The organism is Escherichia sp. HH26CH (assembly GCF_009820205.1).
Lineage (GTDB): Bacteria > Pseudomonadota > Gammaproteobacteria > Enterobacterales > Enterobacteriaceae > Escherichia > Escherichia coli_F.
The window spans coordinates 269,694-286,821 of sequence record NZ_VNXM01000013.1 but is presented as its reverse complement, the minus strand read 5'-3'; the positions used below and the strand labels follow the sequence as shown (position 1 = coordinate 286,821).

Below are 17,128 nucleotides of genomic sequence, written 5' to 3'. Positions count from 1 at the left end.
GTATTCTCAGTGCGTTGAAGAAGGTTTCACATGCTGCAACCAGCGTTTTTCCGCTTTGCGGAACAGACTGATCAGGACATAAGAGATGATTAAATAGAGCACCGCGGCGATACCGAAAGCGGTAAAAGGTTGATACGTGGCGGCGTTAATATCACGGGCTATTTTCAGCAGATCCGGCACCGTGGCCGTAAACGCCAGCGCAGTAGAGTGCAGCATCAGGATTACTTCATTGCTGTAGGCCGGTAACGCAATACGCAGCGCTGAAGGCAAAATAATGCAGCGATACATTTTAAAGGTCGAAAAGCCATAGGCTCTGGCGGCTTCAATTTCTCCGTGCGGTACCGAACGGATTGCTCCGGCAAAAATCTCGGTGGTGTAAGCACAGGTGTTAAGCGTCAACGCCAGCACAGTACAATTCAGGCCACTGCGGAAAAAGGCGTTAAGGAACTCGGTACCCTTAACAATCTCCAGCGTGTACATGCCGGAATAGAACACCAGCAATTGAACATACAGCGGTGTACCGCGAAAAATATAGGTAAATAACCAGATTGGAAACTGGATGTATTTATTGCTGGAGACGCGACCAATCGCCAGAAACAGCGCCAGAACTCCACCTATCACAACCGACAAAATCAGCAACCAAAGGGTAATCGCCACACCGGTAAAGCGATAACCGTCGGTCCACAACAGCGGTTTCCAGTATTCATGTAAGATTTCGATCACAGGTCAGCCCTCTTCACACCCACGGAGTAGCGGCGCTCAAGGAACAGCAGCACACCATTGGAAACGGTGGTGAAAACCAGGTAAATCACGCCACAGACGATGGCGAAATAGAACGGTTCCCATGTACTTTTGCCTGCCAGTTGCGTGGCTTTGACCACATCTTCCAGGCCGAGTAACGAAACCAGAGCGGTAGATTTGAGGATCACCTGCCAGTTGTTGCCGATGCCTGGCAGAGCGTAACGCATCATCGCCGGAAACATAATCCGCCGAAACACTTGCCCACGAGTAAAACCGAACGCCGTCGCCGCCTCTATATGCCCTTTCGGCACTGCCATAAACGCGCCACGAAACGTTTCGGTGAAGTAAGCACCGTAGATAAAACCGAGCGTGATAATACCTGCGACCATCGGATCGATATCAATCTGCCCGACGCCCATCGCCTCCGTCACCGTGTTTAGCGCAATCTGCAAACCGTAGAAAATCAGCAGCATCAACACTAAATCCGGCACGCCACGAATCAGCGTGGTATACCCTTCGAAAATCAGCCCCGAAAACCGATTTTGCGAGAGCTTACCGCCAGCGCCAATTAAACCGATGATTACAGCGAGCACTACAGAGCTGATCGCCAGCTCCAACGTGACGAGCGCACCCTGTAAAATAACACCTGAAAACCCATACAACATGCTGCCTGTCCTGTCGTGTGTGGTGAATTACCGCCTCTTGTCTCCCTCCGGTTACCCGAAGGGAGCGGGCTTTCTTTCACCGATGGCGATTAACCACCATAAACATCAAAATCGAAGTACTTTTTCGCTAATTTCTCGTAAGTACCGTCAGCGCGCATTTCGGCAAAGGCTTTGTTCAGTGCCTCGCGCAGTTCGTTATCTTCTTTACGCAGGCCCATGCCGGTCCCTACGCCAAACAGTTTTTCATCTTTAACAGACGGGCCACCGAATTTGTAATCTTTACCGACGGGTTGTTTGAGGAAACCTTCGCTGGCGGCGACCTCATCCTGGAATGCGGCATCAATACGTCCGGCAGTCAGGTCAGAATAAATGTTGTCCTGCCCCTGATAAGAGACGATTTCAATGCCTTTTGGTGCCCAGTGTTCGTTACCGAACGTCTCCTGGGTGGTGCCCTGCAATACGCCTACGCGCTTGCCTTTCAGCGACTCGACTGTCGGCTGAATGTCGGAATTTTTCGCCACTACCAGACGAGAGTCGGCAGCGTACAGTTTGTCGGTGAAGGCAATTTCCTGCTGACGTTTTTCCGTAATGGAAAGCGATGACATGATGGCGTCAATCTTCTTCGCTTTTAAGGATGGGATTAACGCATCCAGCGGGTTTTCGACAAACGTACATTGCGTATTGATGCGTTTGCACAATTCCTTCGCCAGATCGATGTCGAAGCCAACCAGTTCACCTTGTGAATTTTTTGATTCAAATGGCGCATAGGTCGGATCGGTACCGATGCGGATGTTTTGCGGAATCGCAGCAAACGCCGCCGTTGCGCTGGAGAAAGCCAGAACCAGAGAGAGCGATAGCACCAGTTTTTTCATAATGTCCTCAACTGACAGTCTTTTTATAGGGAATATTTACAGGTTTGTTACACTTATCGTGCCATAAAATTGACCATCAAGGCAAAATATCCCGCCCCGTTAGACGTATTATTTTTCATTAAAAATGCTTAAGTATGCATTTTAATGCACCACGATAGTGCAACAAACCTGGCGTGCACCATGATCATTCCATCAGGTACAGCTTCCCTGCGACGTATCAGTCACCGTAGACATTAAAGTCGAAATACTTTTTCGCCATCTTGTCGTAGGTGCCGTCCTGACGCAGCTCGCCAAGCGCCTTATTAAACGCAGCCGTCAGTTCAGCATCATCTTTACGTAGCCCGACACCGGTGCCGTCACCGAAGTATTTTTTGTCTTTCACTGAAGGGCCTGCAAAAGCGAAATCTTTACCGGCAGGTTGCTTGAGGAAACCTTCGCTGGCAGCAACCTCATCTTGCAGAGCGGCATCCAGGCGTCCTGCAGCCAGATCGGAATAGACCAAATCCTGGTTAGCATAGGCCACCACATCGACACCCTTACTGCGCCAGTTATCATTGGCATACGCTTCCTGGGTTGATCCCTGCAGCACACCCACATGTTTACCTTTCAGTGAATCCAGCGTTGGCTGAATCGGTGAACCTTTGGCAGCAATCAGACGAGAGTCTGCGGCGTACAGTTTGTCGGAGAAGGCAATCTCCTGCTGACGTTTATCGGTAATGGAAAGCGACGAAATAATGGCGTCGATCTTTTTCGCTTTCAGTGAGGGGATCAGCGCGTCAAAGTCACTGGCAACCCAAGTACATTTCACCTGCATCCGTTTGCACATCTCGTTACCGAGATCGATATCAAAGCCAACAAAGTCACCTTTGGCATCTTTCGATGAGAACGGTGCATAGGTGGTATCCGTTCCGATACGTACCGTCTCCGGCATCGCCGCGTAGCTGGAAGCTGCTGCGGAAATCCCGACTAACAAAGACAGAGCGAGAATCGACTTCTTCATACATAACCCTCAAGTGAAATGGCTTTTTTATGTTGTGTATTGTGTTGTGTGTTTGCAGGCTCGTTCATGCAGGTCTTATGCCATCTTGACGACAACAGTAACATTCAACGTTAAATATGTTAATAAGACGTTGCATTATTGTCCTGAAGTTGAAGATAGCAGGTATGGCGGTTGGATCGCAGCGTTTAGATTGAATGGCAGGAACAAAATGTTGAGGATTTGATCGCGGTTGCAAAATTGCCCTGAAACAGGGCAACAGTGGAGTTATGCGCCCTGCCAGCGGGCAAAGAGATCTTCGGGTAGATTTATCGCAAACTGGTCAAGAACACGGTTAACCGTCTGATTTATCACATCATCAAGGGATTGCGGGCGATGATAAAACGCCGGAACGGGAGGCATAATTACCGCACCGATTTCCGCCGCCTGAGTCATTAAACGCAGATGGCCTAAGTGCAATGGTGTTTCACGCACGCAGAGCACCAGCGGGCGACGCTCTTTCAGCACCACATCTGCCGCACGGGTCAGTAAACCATCAGTATAGCTATGGACAATGCCGGACAGGGTTTTGATTGAACAGGGTAAAATCACCATCCCCAACGTCTGGAAAGAACCAGAAGAGATGCTGGCGGCAATATCGCGCGCATCGTGCGTGACATCGGCTAATGCCTGCACATCACGCAGGGAGAAATCCGTTTCAAGGGATAAGGTCTGGCGCGCCGCCTGGCTCATTACCAGATGCGTTTCGATATCTGTGACATCGCGCAGAACCTGTAATAATCGTACGCCATAAATCGCGCCGCTGGCACCGCTGATGCCCACAATGAGTCGTTTCATAAATAGTTGCCCTGTCAGACTTGCAGGCAGACTTTGCAGGATTTCGGCGGGAGTTGCAAGTCAGGGTGCCAGACCGGCACCCTGAGCGAAGTCATTATCCTTCGTTATGCATTTCGAGATTTTCCACTTCGTTCTGACGTTGCACTGCTTTGGCGTCGTCATTACGTAAAGTATCGAGAAAATCGAGGTAGCCCTGATCAACATCTTTGGTGACGTAGACGCCGTTGAACACCGAGCATTCAAACTGCTGGATATCCGGGTTTTCAGCGCGAACGGCTTCGATCAAATCGTTGAGGTCCTGGAAAATCAACCCGTCAGCACCGATGATCTGGCGAATTTCATCTACTTCGCGACCGTGAGCGATCAGTTCCGTGGCGCTCGGCATATCGATACCGTAAACGTTCGGGAAGCGAATTTCCGGTGCCGCAGAAGCGAGGTACACTTTCTTCGCTCCGGCTTCGCGTGCCATCTCGATAATCTGCTCAGAAGTGGTGCCACGGACGATGGAGTCGTCGACCAGCAGGACGTTTTTATCGCGGAACTCGGCGCGGTTGGCGTTCAGTTTACGGCGCACGGACTTACGACGCAGCTGCTGGCCAGGCATAATGAAGGTGCGGCCAACATAGCGGTTTTTCACAAAGCCCTGGCGGTACGGTTTGCCCAGAATACGAGCAATTTCCAGCGCGATATCACAAGAGGTTTCCGGAATTGGGATCACCACGTCGATATCCAGATCTTCCCATTCGCGAGCAATTTTCTCGCCCAGCTTGGTGCCCATATTCACACGCGCGCTGTAAACGGAAATTTTGTCGATGAACGAGTCTGGTCGGGCAAAGTAAACATACTCGAACAGGCACGGATTGCTGACCGGGTTGTCAGCGCACTGACGGGTAAACAACTGCCCTTCTTCAGTGATGTAAATCGCTTCACCCGGCGCGACGTCACGCAGGAAATCAAAGCCCAGCGTATCGAGCGCAACGCTTTCAGAAGCGACCATATATTCTGTGCGGTTCTCGTCAATATCACGTTTTCCCAGTACCAGCGGACGAATACCGTTAGGATCGCGGAAAGCCACCATACCGTGGCCGATAATCATCGCCACACAGGCATACGCGCCGCGGATTAAGCGGTTTGTAGCAGCAATGGCGGCGAAGATGTTGTCGGCTTCCAGCGGGTAGTGGCGGAAGTTGTCCAGCTCGCTGGCGAAGATATTAAGCAGAATTTCCGAGTCGGAAGTGGTGTTGATGTGGCGGCGTTTTTCTTCAAACAGTTTTTTACGCAACTCGTGAGCGTTGGTCAGATTGCCGTTGTGGGCAAGCGTGATGCCATACGGGGAGTTAACGTAAAACGGCTGCGCTTCAGAGGCGCTGGAGCTACCAGCCGTGGGGTAACGCACATGACCAATGCCCATATTGCCCTGCAAACGCTGCATATGGCGAGCTTCGAAGACATCGCTCACCAGCCCGTTCGCTTTACGCAAACGGAAGCAGTTATTGGCATCAATGGTGATGATGCCGGCGGCATCCTGACCGCGATGCTGAAGCACCGTTAAGGCATCATAAATCGACTGGTTAACCGGCATAACACCGGCGATACCGACAATACCGCACATACGTCTTTTCCTCGTTAAGCCACATCTCAGAGCACTTACGCTCTGGGCAAGAAACTTGACGAGCTTTGCAGATAATCAAAAAACCATCTGATGATAAAACTGAACTGCGGGATCAGCTGTGATTTGCTCCAGTCTTCGCTTTTCGACACCCCGGTAAAGGAGTCGAGAAAGAAGAGAATGGCAGCAACAATCAACACACCGCGCAACGCACCGAAACAGACGCCCAGCACCCGGTCGGTGCCCGTCAGGTGGGTTTTCTCAACCAACTGACCTATCACGAAGTTCACGATAGCGCCAACGATCAGTGTCGCGATAAACAGTACCGCGATGGCAATCCCATTTCGAACCAGTTCGTCTTCAAAGCCCGTAAACCAGACTGACAGGTAAGTGTAGTAATGACTGGCGACAAAGAAAGCACAACCCCATGTCACCAGCGATAACGTTTCACGAACAAAGCCGCGGATCAGGCTAACCAGAGAGGAAAAAGCAATCACCGCGATTATGGCGTAATCAATCCAGACCATATGTGTCCCACGATTTTACGCCCTGTCATCCTGTTCGGGGCGCATTCTAACAGAAAAAGAAAACGTTTGCGTAGGGATTTCCTTCCCGCGCATCAATAAAAATGGCGCTGAAAAAATATTCAACGCCATCGACTTTTTATGCCTTTGCAGCATCGGGCAATGCGTGTCGGATGCGGCGTGAACGCCTTATCCGACCTACGGTTCTACTCCTGCACAGGCCTCGTCGCATCAGGCAAAACCGTATTAATTCGGTGTATAGCCCATCACCACGCCACTTAAGCCAGAAAGCTGCTTGAGTTCACCCAGCGAACCTTTCAGCTTATCTTTCGAGGCATCTGGCCCAACCAGAATACGGGTAATTTTACCCTGCACCGGCGTGGATGGCGACGTATAAACCCGATAACCCGCGCCGCGCAGCTTACCGACAATCTCATTCACTTTATCGGCATTTTTCAGCGCGCCCAGCTGGACGACATACGCTTTACCCGTCGGGGCGGCTTTTTCTTCCACGACCGGCTTCGGTTCTGGCTTCGGCGCAGGTGCTGCTTCAACCTTCGGTTTAGGCGGTTCCACCGGTTTCGGCTTCGGTGGGGCGACCGGTGCAGGTTCCGGTTCAAACTCGGTGTTATTGGCTGCAATAGTGGCCGGATCGAGCGACGGCGCGGCAGCATCACCTGCCCGCACCTCTTCCGCTGCGCCTTCCGGCGGCTGTGTCGGCAACGCCTGGGTGGCGGCTGGCATCATATCAGGCTCATCGCGATCGCCCGCTTTCGGCACCAGAGGGATTGCCGCGAACTCATCCTGATAATGTTTTTTCTGCCCGTCCAGCAACCCTGGAAGTACAATCACCCCCAGCGCCACCAGCACGATCGTACCCACTAACCGATTCTGAAACTTACTTGCCACCGCTTCTCCTCGCGTCAATCACTTCCATGACATGTGCGACCGTGTGGAACGAACCACACACCAGCACGGTATCTTCCGCTTTAGCGTCCGCCATTGCGGCATCCCATGCCTGCGCCACGCTATCAAATGATTTGCCGTTACCCAAATGCTCAAGCAGTTGTTCTGCCGTGGCACCGCGCGGCCCTTCCAGTGGCGCACAATACCAGTCATCAACCACGCTTTTCAACCAGGCCAGAGTTCCGGCAATATCTTTATCATGTAGCATACCGATAACCGCCAGCACGCGCCCGTTTTTCGGTAGCGCTTTCATACGCCCGGTGAGATATTCCGCCGCATGTGGATTATGCGCGACATCAAAAATAACGCGTGGCGACTCGCTCACAATCTGGAAACGTCCCGGCAAAATTGCGCTGGCAATCCCGTCGCGAATGGCATTTTCACTGACCTCCAGCCCGCTGGCACGCAGTGCCGCCAGTGCCGTTGCGGCATTCGGTTGCGGGACAAGCGGCAACGGCAGATTTTCCAGCGTGCCGTGAGCATCGCTAAACGTCCAGTCATGATCGGTGACGAAATAGTTCCACTCAACGCCCCGACGTTGTAGCAGTGCGCCTTTTTCCTGCGCCACATCAGCAATGGTAGAAGGCATTTCAGGCTCTCCGACAATTGCCGGTTTTTCATTGCGGAAAATCCCTGCTTTCTCACGACCAATGCTTTCGCGATCTGGCCCCAACCAGTCGGTATGATCCAGCGCAATGCTGGTCACCACCGCAACATCAGCATCGACAATATTGGTTGCATCCAGACGTCCGCCCAGCCCTACTTCCAGAATCACCACGTCAAGTTGTGCCTGTTTGAACAGCCACAACGCCGACAACGTACCGTACTCGAAATAGGTCAGGGAAATATCACCGCGTGCCGATTCAATCTCCGCAAAAGAGGCTGTGTGGGCCGATTCCGGCAATTCCTGGCCCTGCACACGTACGCGCTCGGTATAACGCACCAGATGCGGCGAACTGTAGACGCCCACTCTGTACCCTGCCGCCATCAGAATCGACTCCAGCGTACGGCAGGTGGTGCCTTTGCCATTCGTACCCGCAACGGTAAACACAAATGGCGCTGGTTTCAGAACGCCAAGACGTGCCGCGACCTGGCTTACGCGCTCAAGGCCAAGATCGATAGTTTTACTGTGCAGGTTTTCCAGATAAGAAAGCCACGAAGCCAGAGGCGACGCGGCTTGAGGAGTGCGTTTGATAATCATGGTATCCGCTGATTCGTTACGGTGAGAATAGCAAAAGGGCAGAGCCAGTGGCCCTGCCCTTATCAGTTATCAGGCCTCAGGTTCCTGATCCGGTACCGGTGGCACCACTACGCCTTCACGCGGCGCTTCAGGATTCGGCGCTGGCAGATTCATCAACTTCGCCAGAATGCTCGCCAGTTTCAGACGCATTTCCGGACGACGGACGATCATGTCGATCGCACCTTTCTCGATCAGGAATTCACTGCGCTGGAATCCTGGCGGCAGTTTTTCGCGAACGGTCTGTTCGATAACACGCGGACCGGCAAAGCCGATTAACGCTTTCGGTTCAGCAATATTGAGATCGCCCAGCATGGCGAAACTTGCAGAAACACCGCCCATGGTCGGGTCGGTCAGCACGGAGATGTACGGCAAGCCGCGCTCCTGCATTTTTGCCAGTGCCGCAGAGGTTTTCGCCATCTGCATCAGCGACATCAGTGCTTCCTGCATACGTGCGCCACCAGAGGCGGAGAAGCAGATCAGCGGGCAGTTATCTTCCAGCGCCTGCTCAACGGCACGTACGAAACGTGCACCTACCACAGACCCCATGGAACCGCCCATAAAGGCGAACTCGAATGCCGCAGCGACAACCGGCATTCCATACAGGGTGCCTTTCATCACCACCAGCGCATCTTTTTCGCCGGTTTCTTTCTGCGCAGATGCCAGACGGTCTTTATATTTCTTGGAGTCACGAAACTTCAGCACATCTTTCGGCTCAAGCTCGCTACCCAACTCCACAAGGGTTCCTTCATCTAACAGGCTATGCAGGCGATTACGCGCTGTCATACGCATGTGATGGTCACACTTCGGACAGACCTCAAGATTACGTTCCAGCTCAGCGCGGTATAAAACCTGACCGCAGCTATCACACTTAGTCCACACCCCTTCAGGAATGCTCGCCTTGCGGGTGGGAGTAATGTTGCTTTTAATTCGTTCAATCCAGCTCATTAGGGACCTTTCTGTCTGAACCTGGTTCGATGCCAGTTTTATCTTTGGGGACGCATAATGCCATTTTTGCCCCCAACAGACCATGAATGTTGCACATTAAAACATAACAGCCCGAAACTTTGGATAAAAAAGTGGTCGAACCGCGGAGTTACTTTTTATTTTGCGGCGCGTGCCGCAGCGCGTTTGTGACGGATAATTTCGATGACGCCCGGCAAAATGGAAACCACAATAATCCCGACGATCAGCAGCTTAAGGTTATCCTGAACCATCGGAATTGTACCGAAGAAATAGCCTGCGTAGGTAAAAAGCAGTACCCACAACAGTGCGCCGATCACGTTATAGGCAGCGAAATGACGGTACGACATGTGGCCCATCCCTGCGACAAAGGGGGCAAACGTTCTGACGATTGGCACAAAACGGGCGAGAATAATGGTTTTGCCGCCGTGTTTTTCATAAAACTGATGAGTTTTGTCGAGATAGCTACGACGAAAAATTTTCGAGTTTGGATTACTGAATAATTTCTCACCGAACAACCGTCCTATGGTGTAGTTGACCGCATCACCAACAATCGCGGCAATTAACATCAGTACCACCATCATATGAACATTGAGATCGTTGGTTTCAAGCGAGGCCAGTGCCCCTGCAACAAACAGCAGCGAATCTCCCGGTAAGAACGGCGTTACCACCAGACCGGTTTCACAGAACAAAATCAAAAACAGGATGGCATAAACCCAGACGCCGTACTCTGCGACCAGTTCTGCCAGATGCACGTCAATGTGCAGGATAAAATCGATGAGGAAATAAATCAGGTCCATATTTGCCTATGCCTTGTACTCGTTATCTCTCAGGCCGTAACTACGTTGGCTACAGCCTGAAATTTTCCGAGCTTTATTCTCGTTAGTCCGCCAGAAATAGCGGGCCCATTGGCGGTTTTGGAAGATCAAACCGGTCAGGGTAATCCACCGCGACCAGATACAGCCCTTCCGCTTTTGCCGTTGCTGCCGCCAGCGTTCTGTCCTTTGCGGCCAGCAGTTCTGCTATCCAGCTCTCCGGCTGGTTGTTGGCACCGACTTCCATCAGGCTGCCGACAATATTCCTCACCATATGATGTACAAAGGCATTTGCTTTGATATCTACCACCACATAAGGACCGTGACGCGTGACGTTAATATGCATAACATTGCGCCACGGGGTTCGGGACTGGCACTGCACCGCACGGAACGAGGTGAAATCATTCTCGCCCAGCAGGCATTGCGCGGCCCGATGCATCCGTTCAGCGTCCAGCGGTTCGTAAAAATGGGTTACCCCTTTACTCAGCACTGCCGGACGCAGCCGATGATTGTAGATGATGTAGCGATAACGGCGAGCCGTGGCGCTAAATCGGGCATGAAAATCATCAGGTACAGCTTTAACCCAACGCACGGCGATGTCACCAGGTAAATTCGCATTTACGCCCAACGTCCACGCAGCGTCTTTACGCTGCGCGGTAGTTTCGAAATGCACAACCTGCCCTGTACCGTGTACGCCTGCGTCGGTACGCCCGGCGCAGAAGACGGTGATCGGTTCGTTCGCCACCTGAGAGAGTGCCTTTTCCAGTTTCTCCTGCACACTGCGTACTTCGTTCTGCCGTTGCCAGCCGTAATACTTACTGCCGTCGTACTCAATGCCCAGCGCAATTTTGTAAACTGGCGGTTGTTGCTGGTCGGACATTAGTACAGATACTCCTGCACCAGTTTCTCGGCGATTTTTACTGCCATCAGCGCGCCGCCAAAGCGAACATTATCGGCCACTGACCAGAACTGGACTTGCTCCGGCATACCGTAGTCATTGCGTACGCAGCCAACGGAAAGATGCGGCGTACCAGAAGCATCCCCCACCTGCGTCGGGAATTCGTTCTCTTCAGAGAGCACAATATCTTCGCCCTGGGCAAACGCATCACGCGCTTCTTCTGCCGCCAGCGGACGCAGTGCTTCAAAGTTGACCATCTGGGCATGACCGTAGAAAACCGGTGCCTGGACGACGCTTGCCGAAATCATCAGCCCTTCGTCTTGCAGGATTTTGCGTACTTCGTCAACGATACGACGTTCTTCACGCACGCTACCTTCGCTATCCGGCAGTAACGGCAGCATGTTGAACGCCAGCTGACGACCGAAGAAATCCTCTTCATCAATCGGAATACCGTTCAACAGTTTCGCGCTCTGCCCTGCTAACGCATCGACCGCTTTTTTACCCTGGGCGGAGGCAGAAATCAGGCTGGTGACGCTGATACGTGACAAACCGCCCTGATCGATTAACGGTTTCAGTGCTGCCAACAGCTGGCTGGTCAGGCTGTCCGGTACGGCGATGACATTTCGGTTGCGGTAATCGGTCAGTACAAACGGGTTAACTTCCGGCACCACCAGCGGTACGTCAGGTTCGAGAGCAAACAATCCGCTGCTGTCGATCACCAGGCAACCTGAGTTGGTCGCTTCTTCAACCCAGGCAGCGGTAGCTTCTTTGCCTGCGACAAAAAACGCCAGTTGCGCCTGCGTCCAGTCGAATTCAGCGGCATCCTGCACGGTGATTGTCTTACCACCAAAGCGCAGTTGTTCGCCTGCGCTTTCGTTACGTGCCAGTGCATAAATTTCCCCAACCGGGAACTGACGTTCAGCCAGCGTTTCAAGCAGGGCTTCGCCCACAGCGCCAGTTGCGCCCAGGACGGCAATGTTCCAGCCTTCAGACATGGTGGTTTACTCCAGAAATAGCAAAGCTCCCTGCCAATATTACAGCAAAGAGCATGAAGAAGAGATTAACGTGCCGGATGATGAACGGCGTTAAAACCCAGTTTACACAGCAATGATGCCGCACTGGCGTCATCACAAATCACATACAGAGATGACCATTCACGGCGCTCAAGATAGTTTTTGCGCAGTTTATCGAACTCACCCGGTATCCCGGCGACTTTACGCAGCGGTGCGTCATCGCGGCGCACATCATACACCAAATGCACCAGCCTTTTCAGCGTCGGTTGATCGAGCGGACCATGCAGTGTAATACGGCCAAACTCTGGCGCGGGTAGCAACGTATCAAGCGCAACGTGTTGCTCATGCCCAATAAACTTGCTATACGCTTCAAATACTTGCGTAGTGCCACGGGCTTTACCTTCGAGGGTGTAGCCCGCAATATGCGGCGTGCCGATATCCACTTTTTTCAGCAATTCTACGTTGAGTTCCGGTTCGCCTTCCCAGACATCCAGCACAACGCTTAACTTCTGACCTTCATTCAGACAGGTCAACAGGGCAGTATTATCGACGACTGCGCCACGGCAGGCGTTAATCAAGATCGCTCCCGGCTTCAGGTTACGAATCAGTTTTTCGTCCGCCAGATGCAGCGTTTTGTACGGTCCGTCTTTAAAGAGTGGCGTATGGAATGTCAGGATATCCGCATGCTGGACTAATTCATCCAACGAACGGAAATCGCCCTCATCCCCACGATCGACACGCGGCGGATCGCAAAGCAAGGTTTTGATCCCCATCGCTTCCAGTCGCGCCTGTAAACGCCGACCAACGTTACCAACGCCCACAATCCCCACGGTACGCTCATGCAGTGAAAATCCATCGCGTTCAGCAAGCATCAGCAGTGAGGAGAAAACATATTCCACCACCGCAATCGCATTACAGCCAGGTGCTGCGGAAAAACCAATTCCCGCCTGCTTTAACCATGCTTCATCGACATGGTCGGTTCCCGCTGTGGCTGTGCCAACAAATTTAATGGGCTTTCCTGCCAGCAAAGATTCATTCACTTTCGTGACCGAACGCACCATCAGCGCATCCGCATCTGCCAGTTGAGCTACTGGGATTGGACGCCCCGGAACCGCAGTCACCTCACCCAAACGGCTAAATAAGTCGCGGGCATAAGGCATATTTTCATCAACAAGGATTTTCACGTTTGTGTTACCTGTATGAGACGAGAGTTAACCGGACAAGTGTGCCATAATCTCGCGGCCAGGCATACTTGCGATGATTTCAGGTATAAGGATACGTAATGATACAACCTATTTCCGGCCCTCCTCCTGGGCAACCACCAGGTCAGGGAGATAACCTGCCGTCTGGCGCGGGCAATCAGCCTTTATCCAGTCAGCAACGTACTTCGCTGGAAAGCTTAATGACGAAAGTGACTTCGCTGACGCAACAGCAAAGAGCAGAACTGTGGGCGGGTATCAGGCATGATATTGGCCTGTCGGGAGATTCGCCGCTACTTTCGCGTCACTTTCCCGCCGCTGAGCATAATCTGGCGCAACGTTTGCTGACCGCGCAAAAAAGCCATTCTGCCCGCCAGCTTTTAGCCCAATTGGGTGAGTATTTACGCCTGGGGAATAATCGTCAGGCGGTCACGGATTATATTCGTCATAACTTTGGTCAGACGCCACTGAATCAGCTCTCACCGGAGCAATTAAAAACCATTCTCACCCTGTTGCAGGAAGGGAAGATGGTTATCCCGCAACCGCAGCAGCGCGAGGCGACCGACCGTCCGTTATTACCGGCGGAGCACAATACGCTCAAACAGCTGGTTACCAAACTTGCGGCGGCAACGGGAGAACCCAGCAAGCAGATCTGGCAATCGATGCTGGAACTATCCGGGGTGAAAGATGGTGAGTTAATTCCAGCGAAACTGTTTAACCATCTGGTGACCTGGCTGCAGGCGCGTCAGACGCTAAGCCAGCAAAATACGCCGACGCTGGAATCACTACAGATGGCGCTGAAACAACCTTTAGACGCCAGTGAACTGGCGGCGTTATCGGCATATATCCAGCAAAAATATGGCCTTTCTGCGCAATCATCGCTTTCTTCAGCCCAGGCGGAGGATATCCTTAATCAGCTTTATCAACGGCGGGTTAAAGGGATTGATCCGCGTGATATGCAACCGCTGCTTAATCCTTTTCCACCGATGATGGACACGTTGCAAAATATGGCAACGCGTCCCGCGCTGTGGATACTATTAGTCGCGATTATCCTGATGCTGGTCTGGCTGGTTCGTTAACCCCGACGAAACGACAGTATCGTGACAATAATTCCCAGCACCGCAGAGATCGCCCCGGCAAGAAATACCGAAGAGTAACCAAACGTGGTCGCCAGCATTCCCGCCAGCGGCCCGGAGACGCCGAGGGCGATATCCTGAAACGCGGCGTATCCGCCCAGTGCGGTGCCACGAACTTGTGACGGTACACGTTTAACCACCTCCACGCCCAGCGCTGGAAAGATAAGCGAACATCCAGCTCCGGTTAAGGCCGCGCCCGCTAATGCGACCCACGCACCTGGCGCCTGCCAGAGCAGCAACAAGCCCACTGTTTCTACAAGCAGAGAAACAATCGCCACTTTCACGCCGCCAAAACGGTCCGGCATCCAGCCAAACATTACGCGCATCACGACAAATGCCCCGCCAAACGCGGTAAGAGTAAAGCCCGCCATCGCCCATCCTTTGCTGGCAAAGTAGAGCGAAACGAAAGTTCCGATAACCGCAAAACCAACACCTTGTAGCGCCAGACCTAACCCTGGTTTCCAGATAAGCCCGACAACGCTCCACAGCGATGGACGTTCTCCCGCCAGGGCCGGTACTTTGCGCACTGTGCCGTTACAGGCCCACGCCAGTATGGGTAATGCCATTGTGGTGAGCGCCAGGGCAGCAAAACCGTAATGGCTATGAATCAACAGGCCAAGCGGCGCACCAACAGCGAGGGCACCGTAAATCGCCATTCCGTTCCATGACATCACTTTGCCGGAATGTTTTGGTCCAACGATGCCCAATCCCCAGGTCAGAGCGCCCGTCAGTAACTGGCTTTCACCAAAGCCAAGAATCAAACGTCCGACGACCAACAGAGTAAATTTGAACGGTGCGGAGACGGGCAAAATCGCCGCCAACAGCAGTGCGCCCCCCGCCAGACCACAAGCTAACATCCCCTGAAGCGCCGAACGTTTTGCACCATATTGATCGGCCAGTCGCCCGGCATAGCCACGCGTCAGCACCGTAGCCAAAAACTGAATGCCGACGGCAATCCCGACCATGGTGTTGCCATAGCCCAGCTCATGATGAACAAACAGCGGGATAACCGGCAATGGTAACCCTACGGTCATGTAGGTGAGAAAAACCGCAAAAGCGATGCGGAAAAGCGAAAAATTGGCAGAAGATCGTGTTTCGGTTTGGCTTACAGCAGTCATGCATTACTCCAGAATGCAGCGCGAGGCGAGGAATTTCCCCGTCTCATCTCTCTGGTTTCAGGGTTACGGTACGCGTTGGCAGGATTTAACGCGTACGTCTTTTCAGAAGGAAATCGACAAAGCGGGAAGTTTGCCTGGAACAGGCGGCGATTGTCAATGATGTGAAAAAGGGAACCATCGGGTTCCCTTTTTCTTTAGTGCCGGAGGCGGCACTGGCGCGTATCGTCGGATGCGACGCTGACGCGTCTTATCCGACCTACTCCGAATTAATCTTTCAGCTTACGCATTACCAGCGTGGCGTTGGTGCCACCGAAGCCGAAGCTGTTAGACATAACGGTAGTCAGTTCGCGATCGGTCGTTTCGGTCACAATGTTCAGACCCGCAGCCTGCTCGTCCAGCTCTTCAATGTTGATGCTCGGTGCGATAAAACCGTGTTCCAGCATCAGCAGAGAGTAGATAGCTTCCTGCACACCCGCAGCGCCCAGAGAGTGACCGGTCATGGCTTTGGTTGCAGAAATCGCCGGGCTCTTATCACCGAATACTTCACGGATAGCCGCCAGCTCTTTCACGTCGCCAACCGGAGTTGAAGTACCGTGAGAGTTCAGGTAGTCGATTGGCGTATCAACACCGTGCATCGCCATCTGCATGCAGCGAACTGCGCCTTCGCCAGACGGAGCAACCATGTCTGCACCATCAGACGTTGCGCCGTAACCAACGATTTCAGCATAGATGTGAGCCCCACGCGCCAGCGCGTGTTCCAGCTCTTCAACCACCACCATACCGCCGCCGCCAGCGATAACGAAACCGTCGCGGTGAGCGTCGTAAGTACGGGAGGCTTTTTCCGGGGTGTCGTTGTATTTAGTAGACAGCGCGCCCATCGCGTCGAATTCGCAAGCCATTTCCCAGCACAGCTCTTCGCCGCCGCCAGCAAACACGATGTCCTGTTTGCCCAGTTGGATCTGCTCTACTGCGTTACCGATACAGTGTGCGGAAGTCGCACACGCGGAGCTGATGGAGTAGTTAACGCCGTGAATTTTAAACGGCGTGGCGAGGCAGGCAGAAACGCCAGATGCCATCGCTTTGGTGACCACATACGGGCCAACCGCTTTCAGGCCGCGCGGGCTACGCATAGCGTCAGCACCGAACACCTGGAAACGCGGGGAACCGCCGCCAGAACCTGCAATCAGGCCAACGCGCGGGTTATTCTGATAAGCTTCCGGGGAGAGGCCAGCATCTGCAATTGCCTGCTCCATAGAAAGGAATGCATAAATGGATGCGTCGCTCATAAAGCGCACAACTTTGCGGTCAATGAGGCCAGTGGTATCCAGTTTTACGTTGCCCCAGACGTGGCTACGCATGCCGGAATCCTTCAGCTCCTGAGAGAAAGTGATCCCTGAACGTCCTTCACGCAGAGATGCCAGGACTTCCTGCTGGTTATTACCGATGCTGGAAACAATGCCCAGGCCAGTAATCACTGCACGTTTCATTCAATACCTCTGTAAGTCGCACATAGAGTAAGTTTCGAATGCACAATAGCG

17 protein-coding genes are annotated in these 17,128 nt (G+C 52.8%); 1 reads left to right on the top strand and 16 read right to left on the bottom strand.

Annotated elements, in window-relative coordinates; genetic code table 11:
* Positions 1-6: 6 nt before the first annotated feature.
* From FQ015_RS06160 to pdxB, 14 genes are all read right to left on the bottom strand, one after another.
* Complete coding sequence (locus FQ015_RS06160; protein WP_000569957.1) at positions 7-723, bottom strand: ABC transporter permease; 717 nt, start codon at positions 721-723, stop codon at positions 7-9.
* Positions 720-1,406, bottom strand: a complete 687-nt coding sequence (hisQ, locus tag FQ015_RS06155) for a histidine ABC transporter permease HisQ (RefSeq protein WP_000965505.1) — start codon at positions 1,404-1,406, stop codon at positions 720-722. Before hisQ ends, FQ015_RS06160 begins: the two co-directional genes overlap by 4 nt.
* Positions 1,407-1,495: 89 nt before the next feature.
* Positions 1,496-2,278: a histidine ABC transporter substrate-binding protein HisJ gene (gene hisJ / locus FQ015_RS06150; RefSeq protein WP_000737621.1), complete on the bottom strand. Its 783-nt coding sequence runs from the start codon at positions 2,276-2,278 to the stop codon at positions 1,496-1,498.
* Positions 2,279-2,495: 217 nt separating this feature from the next.
* Complete coding sequence (gene argT / locus FQ015_RS06145; protein ID WP_039020357.1) at positions 2,496-3,278, bottom strand: lysine/arginine/ornithine ABC transporter substrate-binding protein ArgT; 783 nt, start codon at positions 3,276-3,278, stop codon at positions 2,496-2,498.
* Between the two features lie 264 nt (positions 3,279-3,542).
* The gene (gene ubiX / locus FQ015_RS06140) at positions 3,543-4,112 is read right to left on the bottom strand and encodes a flavin prenyltransferase UbiX (RefSeq protein WP_000825697.1); all 570 of its coding nucleotides are present in this window, start codon (positions 4,110-4,112) and stop codon (positions 3,543-3,545) included.
* 94 nt (positions 4,113-4,206) lie between these two features.
* Complete coding sequence (gene purF / locus FQ015_RS06135) at positions 4,207-5,724, bottom strand: amidophosphoribosyltransferase (protein ID WP_000334221.1); 1,518 nt, start codon at positions 5,722-5,724, stop codon at positions 4,207-4,209.
* Positions 5,725-5,759: 35 nt separating this feature from the next.
* A complete protein-coding gene (gene cvpA / locus FQ015_RS06130) occupies positions 5,760-6,248 on the bottom strand; it encodes a colicin V production protein (protein WP_032184707.1) in 489 nt (162 codons plus the stop codon).
* Positions 6,249-6,491: 243 nt separating this feature from the next.
* The gene (dedD, locus tag FQ015_RS06125) at positions 6,492-7,154 is read right to left on the bottom strand and encodes a cell division protein DedD (protein ID WP_000146990.1); all 663 of its coding nucleotides are present in this window, start codon (positions 7,152-7,154) and stop codon (positions 6,492-6,494) included.
* The gene (gene folC / locus FQ015_RS06120; protein WP_160523842.1) at positions 7,144-8,412 is read right to left on the bottom strand and encodes a bifunctional tetrahydrofolate synthase/dihydrofolate synthase; all 1,269 of its coding nucleotides are present in this window, start codon (positions 8,410-8,412) and stop codon (positions 7,144-7,146) included. The genes dedD and folC overlap by 11 nt, the downstream gene beginning before the upstream one ends.
* A gap of 69 nt (positions 8,413-8,481) precedes the next feature.
* On the bottom strand, positions 8,482-9,396 hold the full coding sequence (accD, locus tag FQ015_RS06115) for an acetyl-CoA carboxylase, carboxyltransferase subunit beta (protein WP_160523841.1): 915 nt from the start codon (positions 9,394-9,396) through the stop codon (positions 8,482-8,484).
* 155 nt (positions 9,397-9,551) lie between these two features.
* A complete protein-coding gene (locus FQ015_RS06110) occupies positions 9,552-10,211 on the bottom strand; it encodes a DedA family protein (protein ID WP_000364335.1) in 660 nt (219 codons plus the stop codon).
* A gap of 82 nt (positions 10,212-10,293) precedes the next feature.
* Positions 10,294-11,106, bottom strand: coding sequence for a tRNA pseudouridine(38-40) synthase TruA (gene truA, locus FQ015_RS06105; protein WP_001283592.1), 813 nt, complete (start codon positions 11,104-11,106; stop codon positions 10,294-10,296).
* A complete protein-coding gene (locus FQ015_RS06100) occupies positions 11,106-12,119 on the bottom strand; it encodes an aspartate-semialdehyde dehydrogenase (protein ID WP_001289165.1) in 1,014 nt (337 codons plus the stop codon). Before FQ015_RS06100 ends, truA begins: the two co-directional genes overlap by 1 nt.
* A 65-nt stretch (positions 12,120-12,184) precedes the next feature.
* The gene (gene pdxB / locus FQ015_RS06095) at positions 12,185-13,321 is read right to left on the bottom strand and encodes a 4-phosphoerythronate dehydrogenase PdxB (RefSeq protein WP_160523840.1); all 1,137 of its coding nucleotides are present in this window, start codon (positions 13,319-13,321) and stop codon (positions 12,185-12,187) included.
* 98 nt (positions 13,322-13,419) lie between these two features.
* Here pdxB and flk point away from each other — a divergent pair, with 98 nt between their 5' ends.
* Positions 13,420-14,415 carry a flagella biosynthesis regulator Flk gene (flk, locus tag FQ015_RS06090; RefSeq protein ID WP_000615830.1) on the top strand — a complete coding sequence of 332 codons (996 nt, stop codon included), beginning with the start codon at positions 13,420-13,422 and terminating at the stop codon, positions 14,413-14,415.
* Here flk and FQ015_RS06085 read toward each other — a convergent pair.
* Both FQ015_RS06085 and fabB read right to left on the bottom strand, forming a co-directional pair.
* Positions 14,412-15,590, bottom strand: a complete 1,179-nt coding sequence (locus FQ015_RS06085; protein ID WP_000127791.1) for an arabinose transporter — start codon at positions 15,588-15,590, stop codon at positions 14,412-14,414. The genes flk and FQ015_RS06085 overlap by 4 nt on opposite strands.
* Positions 15,591-15,856: 266 nt before the next feature.
* Complete coding sequence (gene fabB, locus FQ015_RS06080; protein ID WP_000817187.1) at positions 15,857-17,077, bottom strand: beta-ketoacyl-ACP synthase I; 1,221 nt, start codon at positions 17,075-17,077, stop codon at positions 15,857-15,859.
* Between the last annotated feature and the right edge of the window lie 51 nt (positions 17,078-17,128).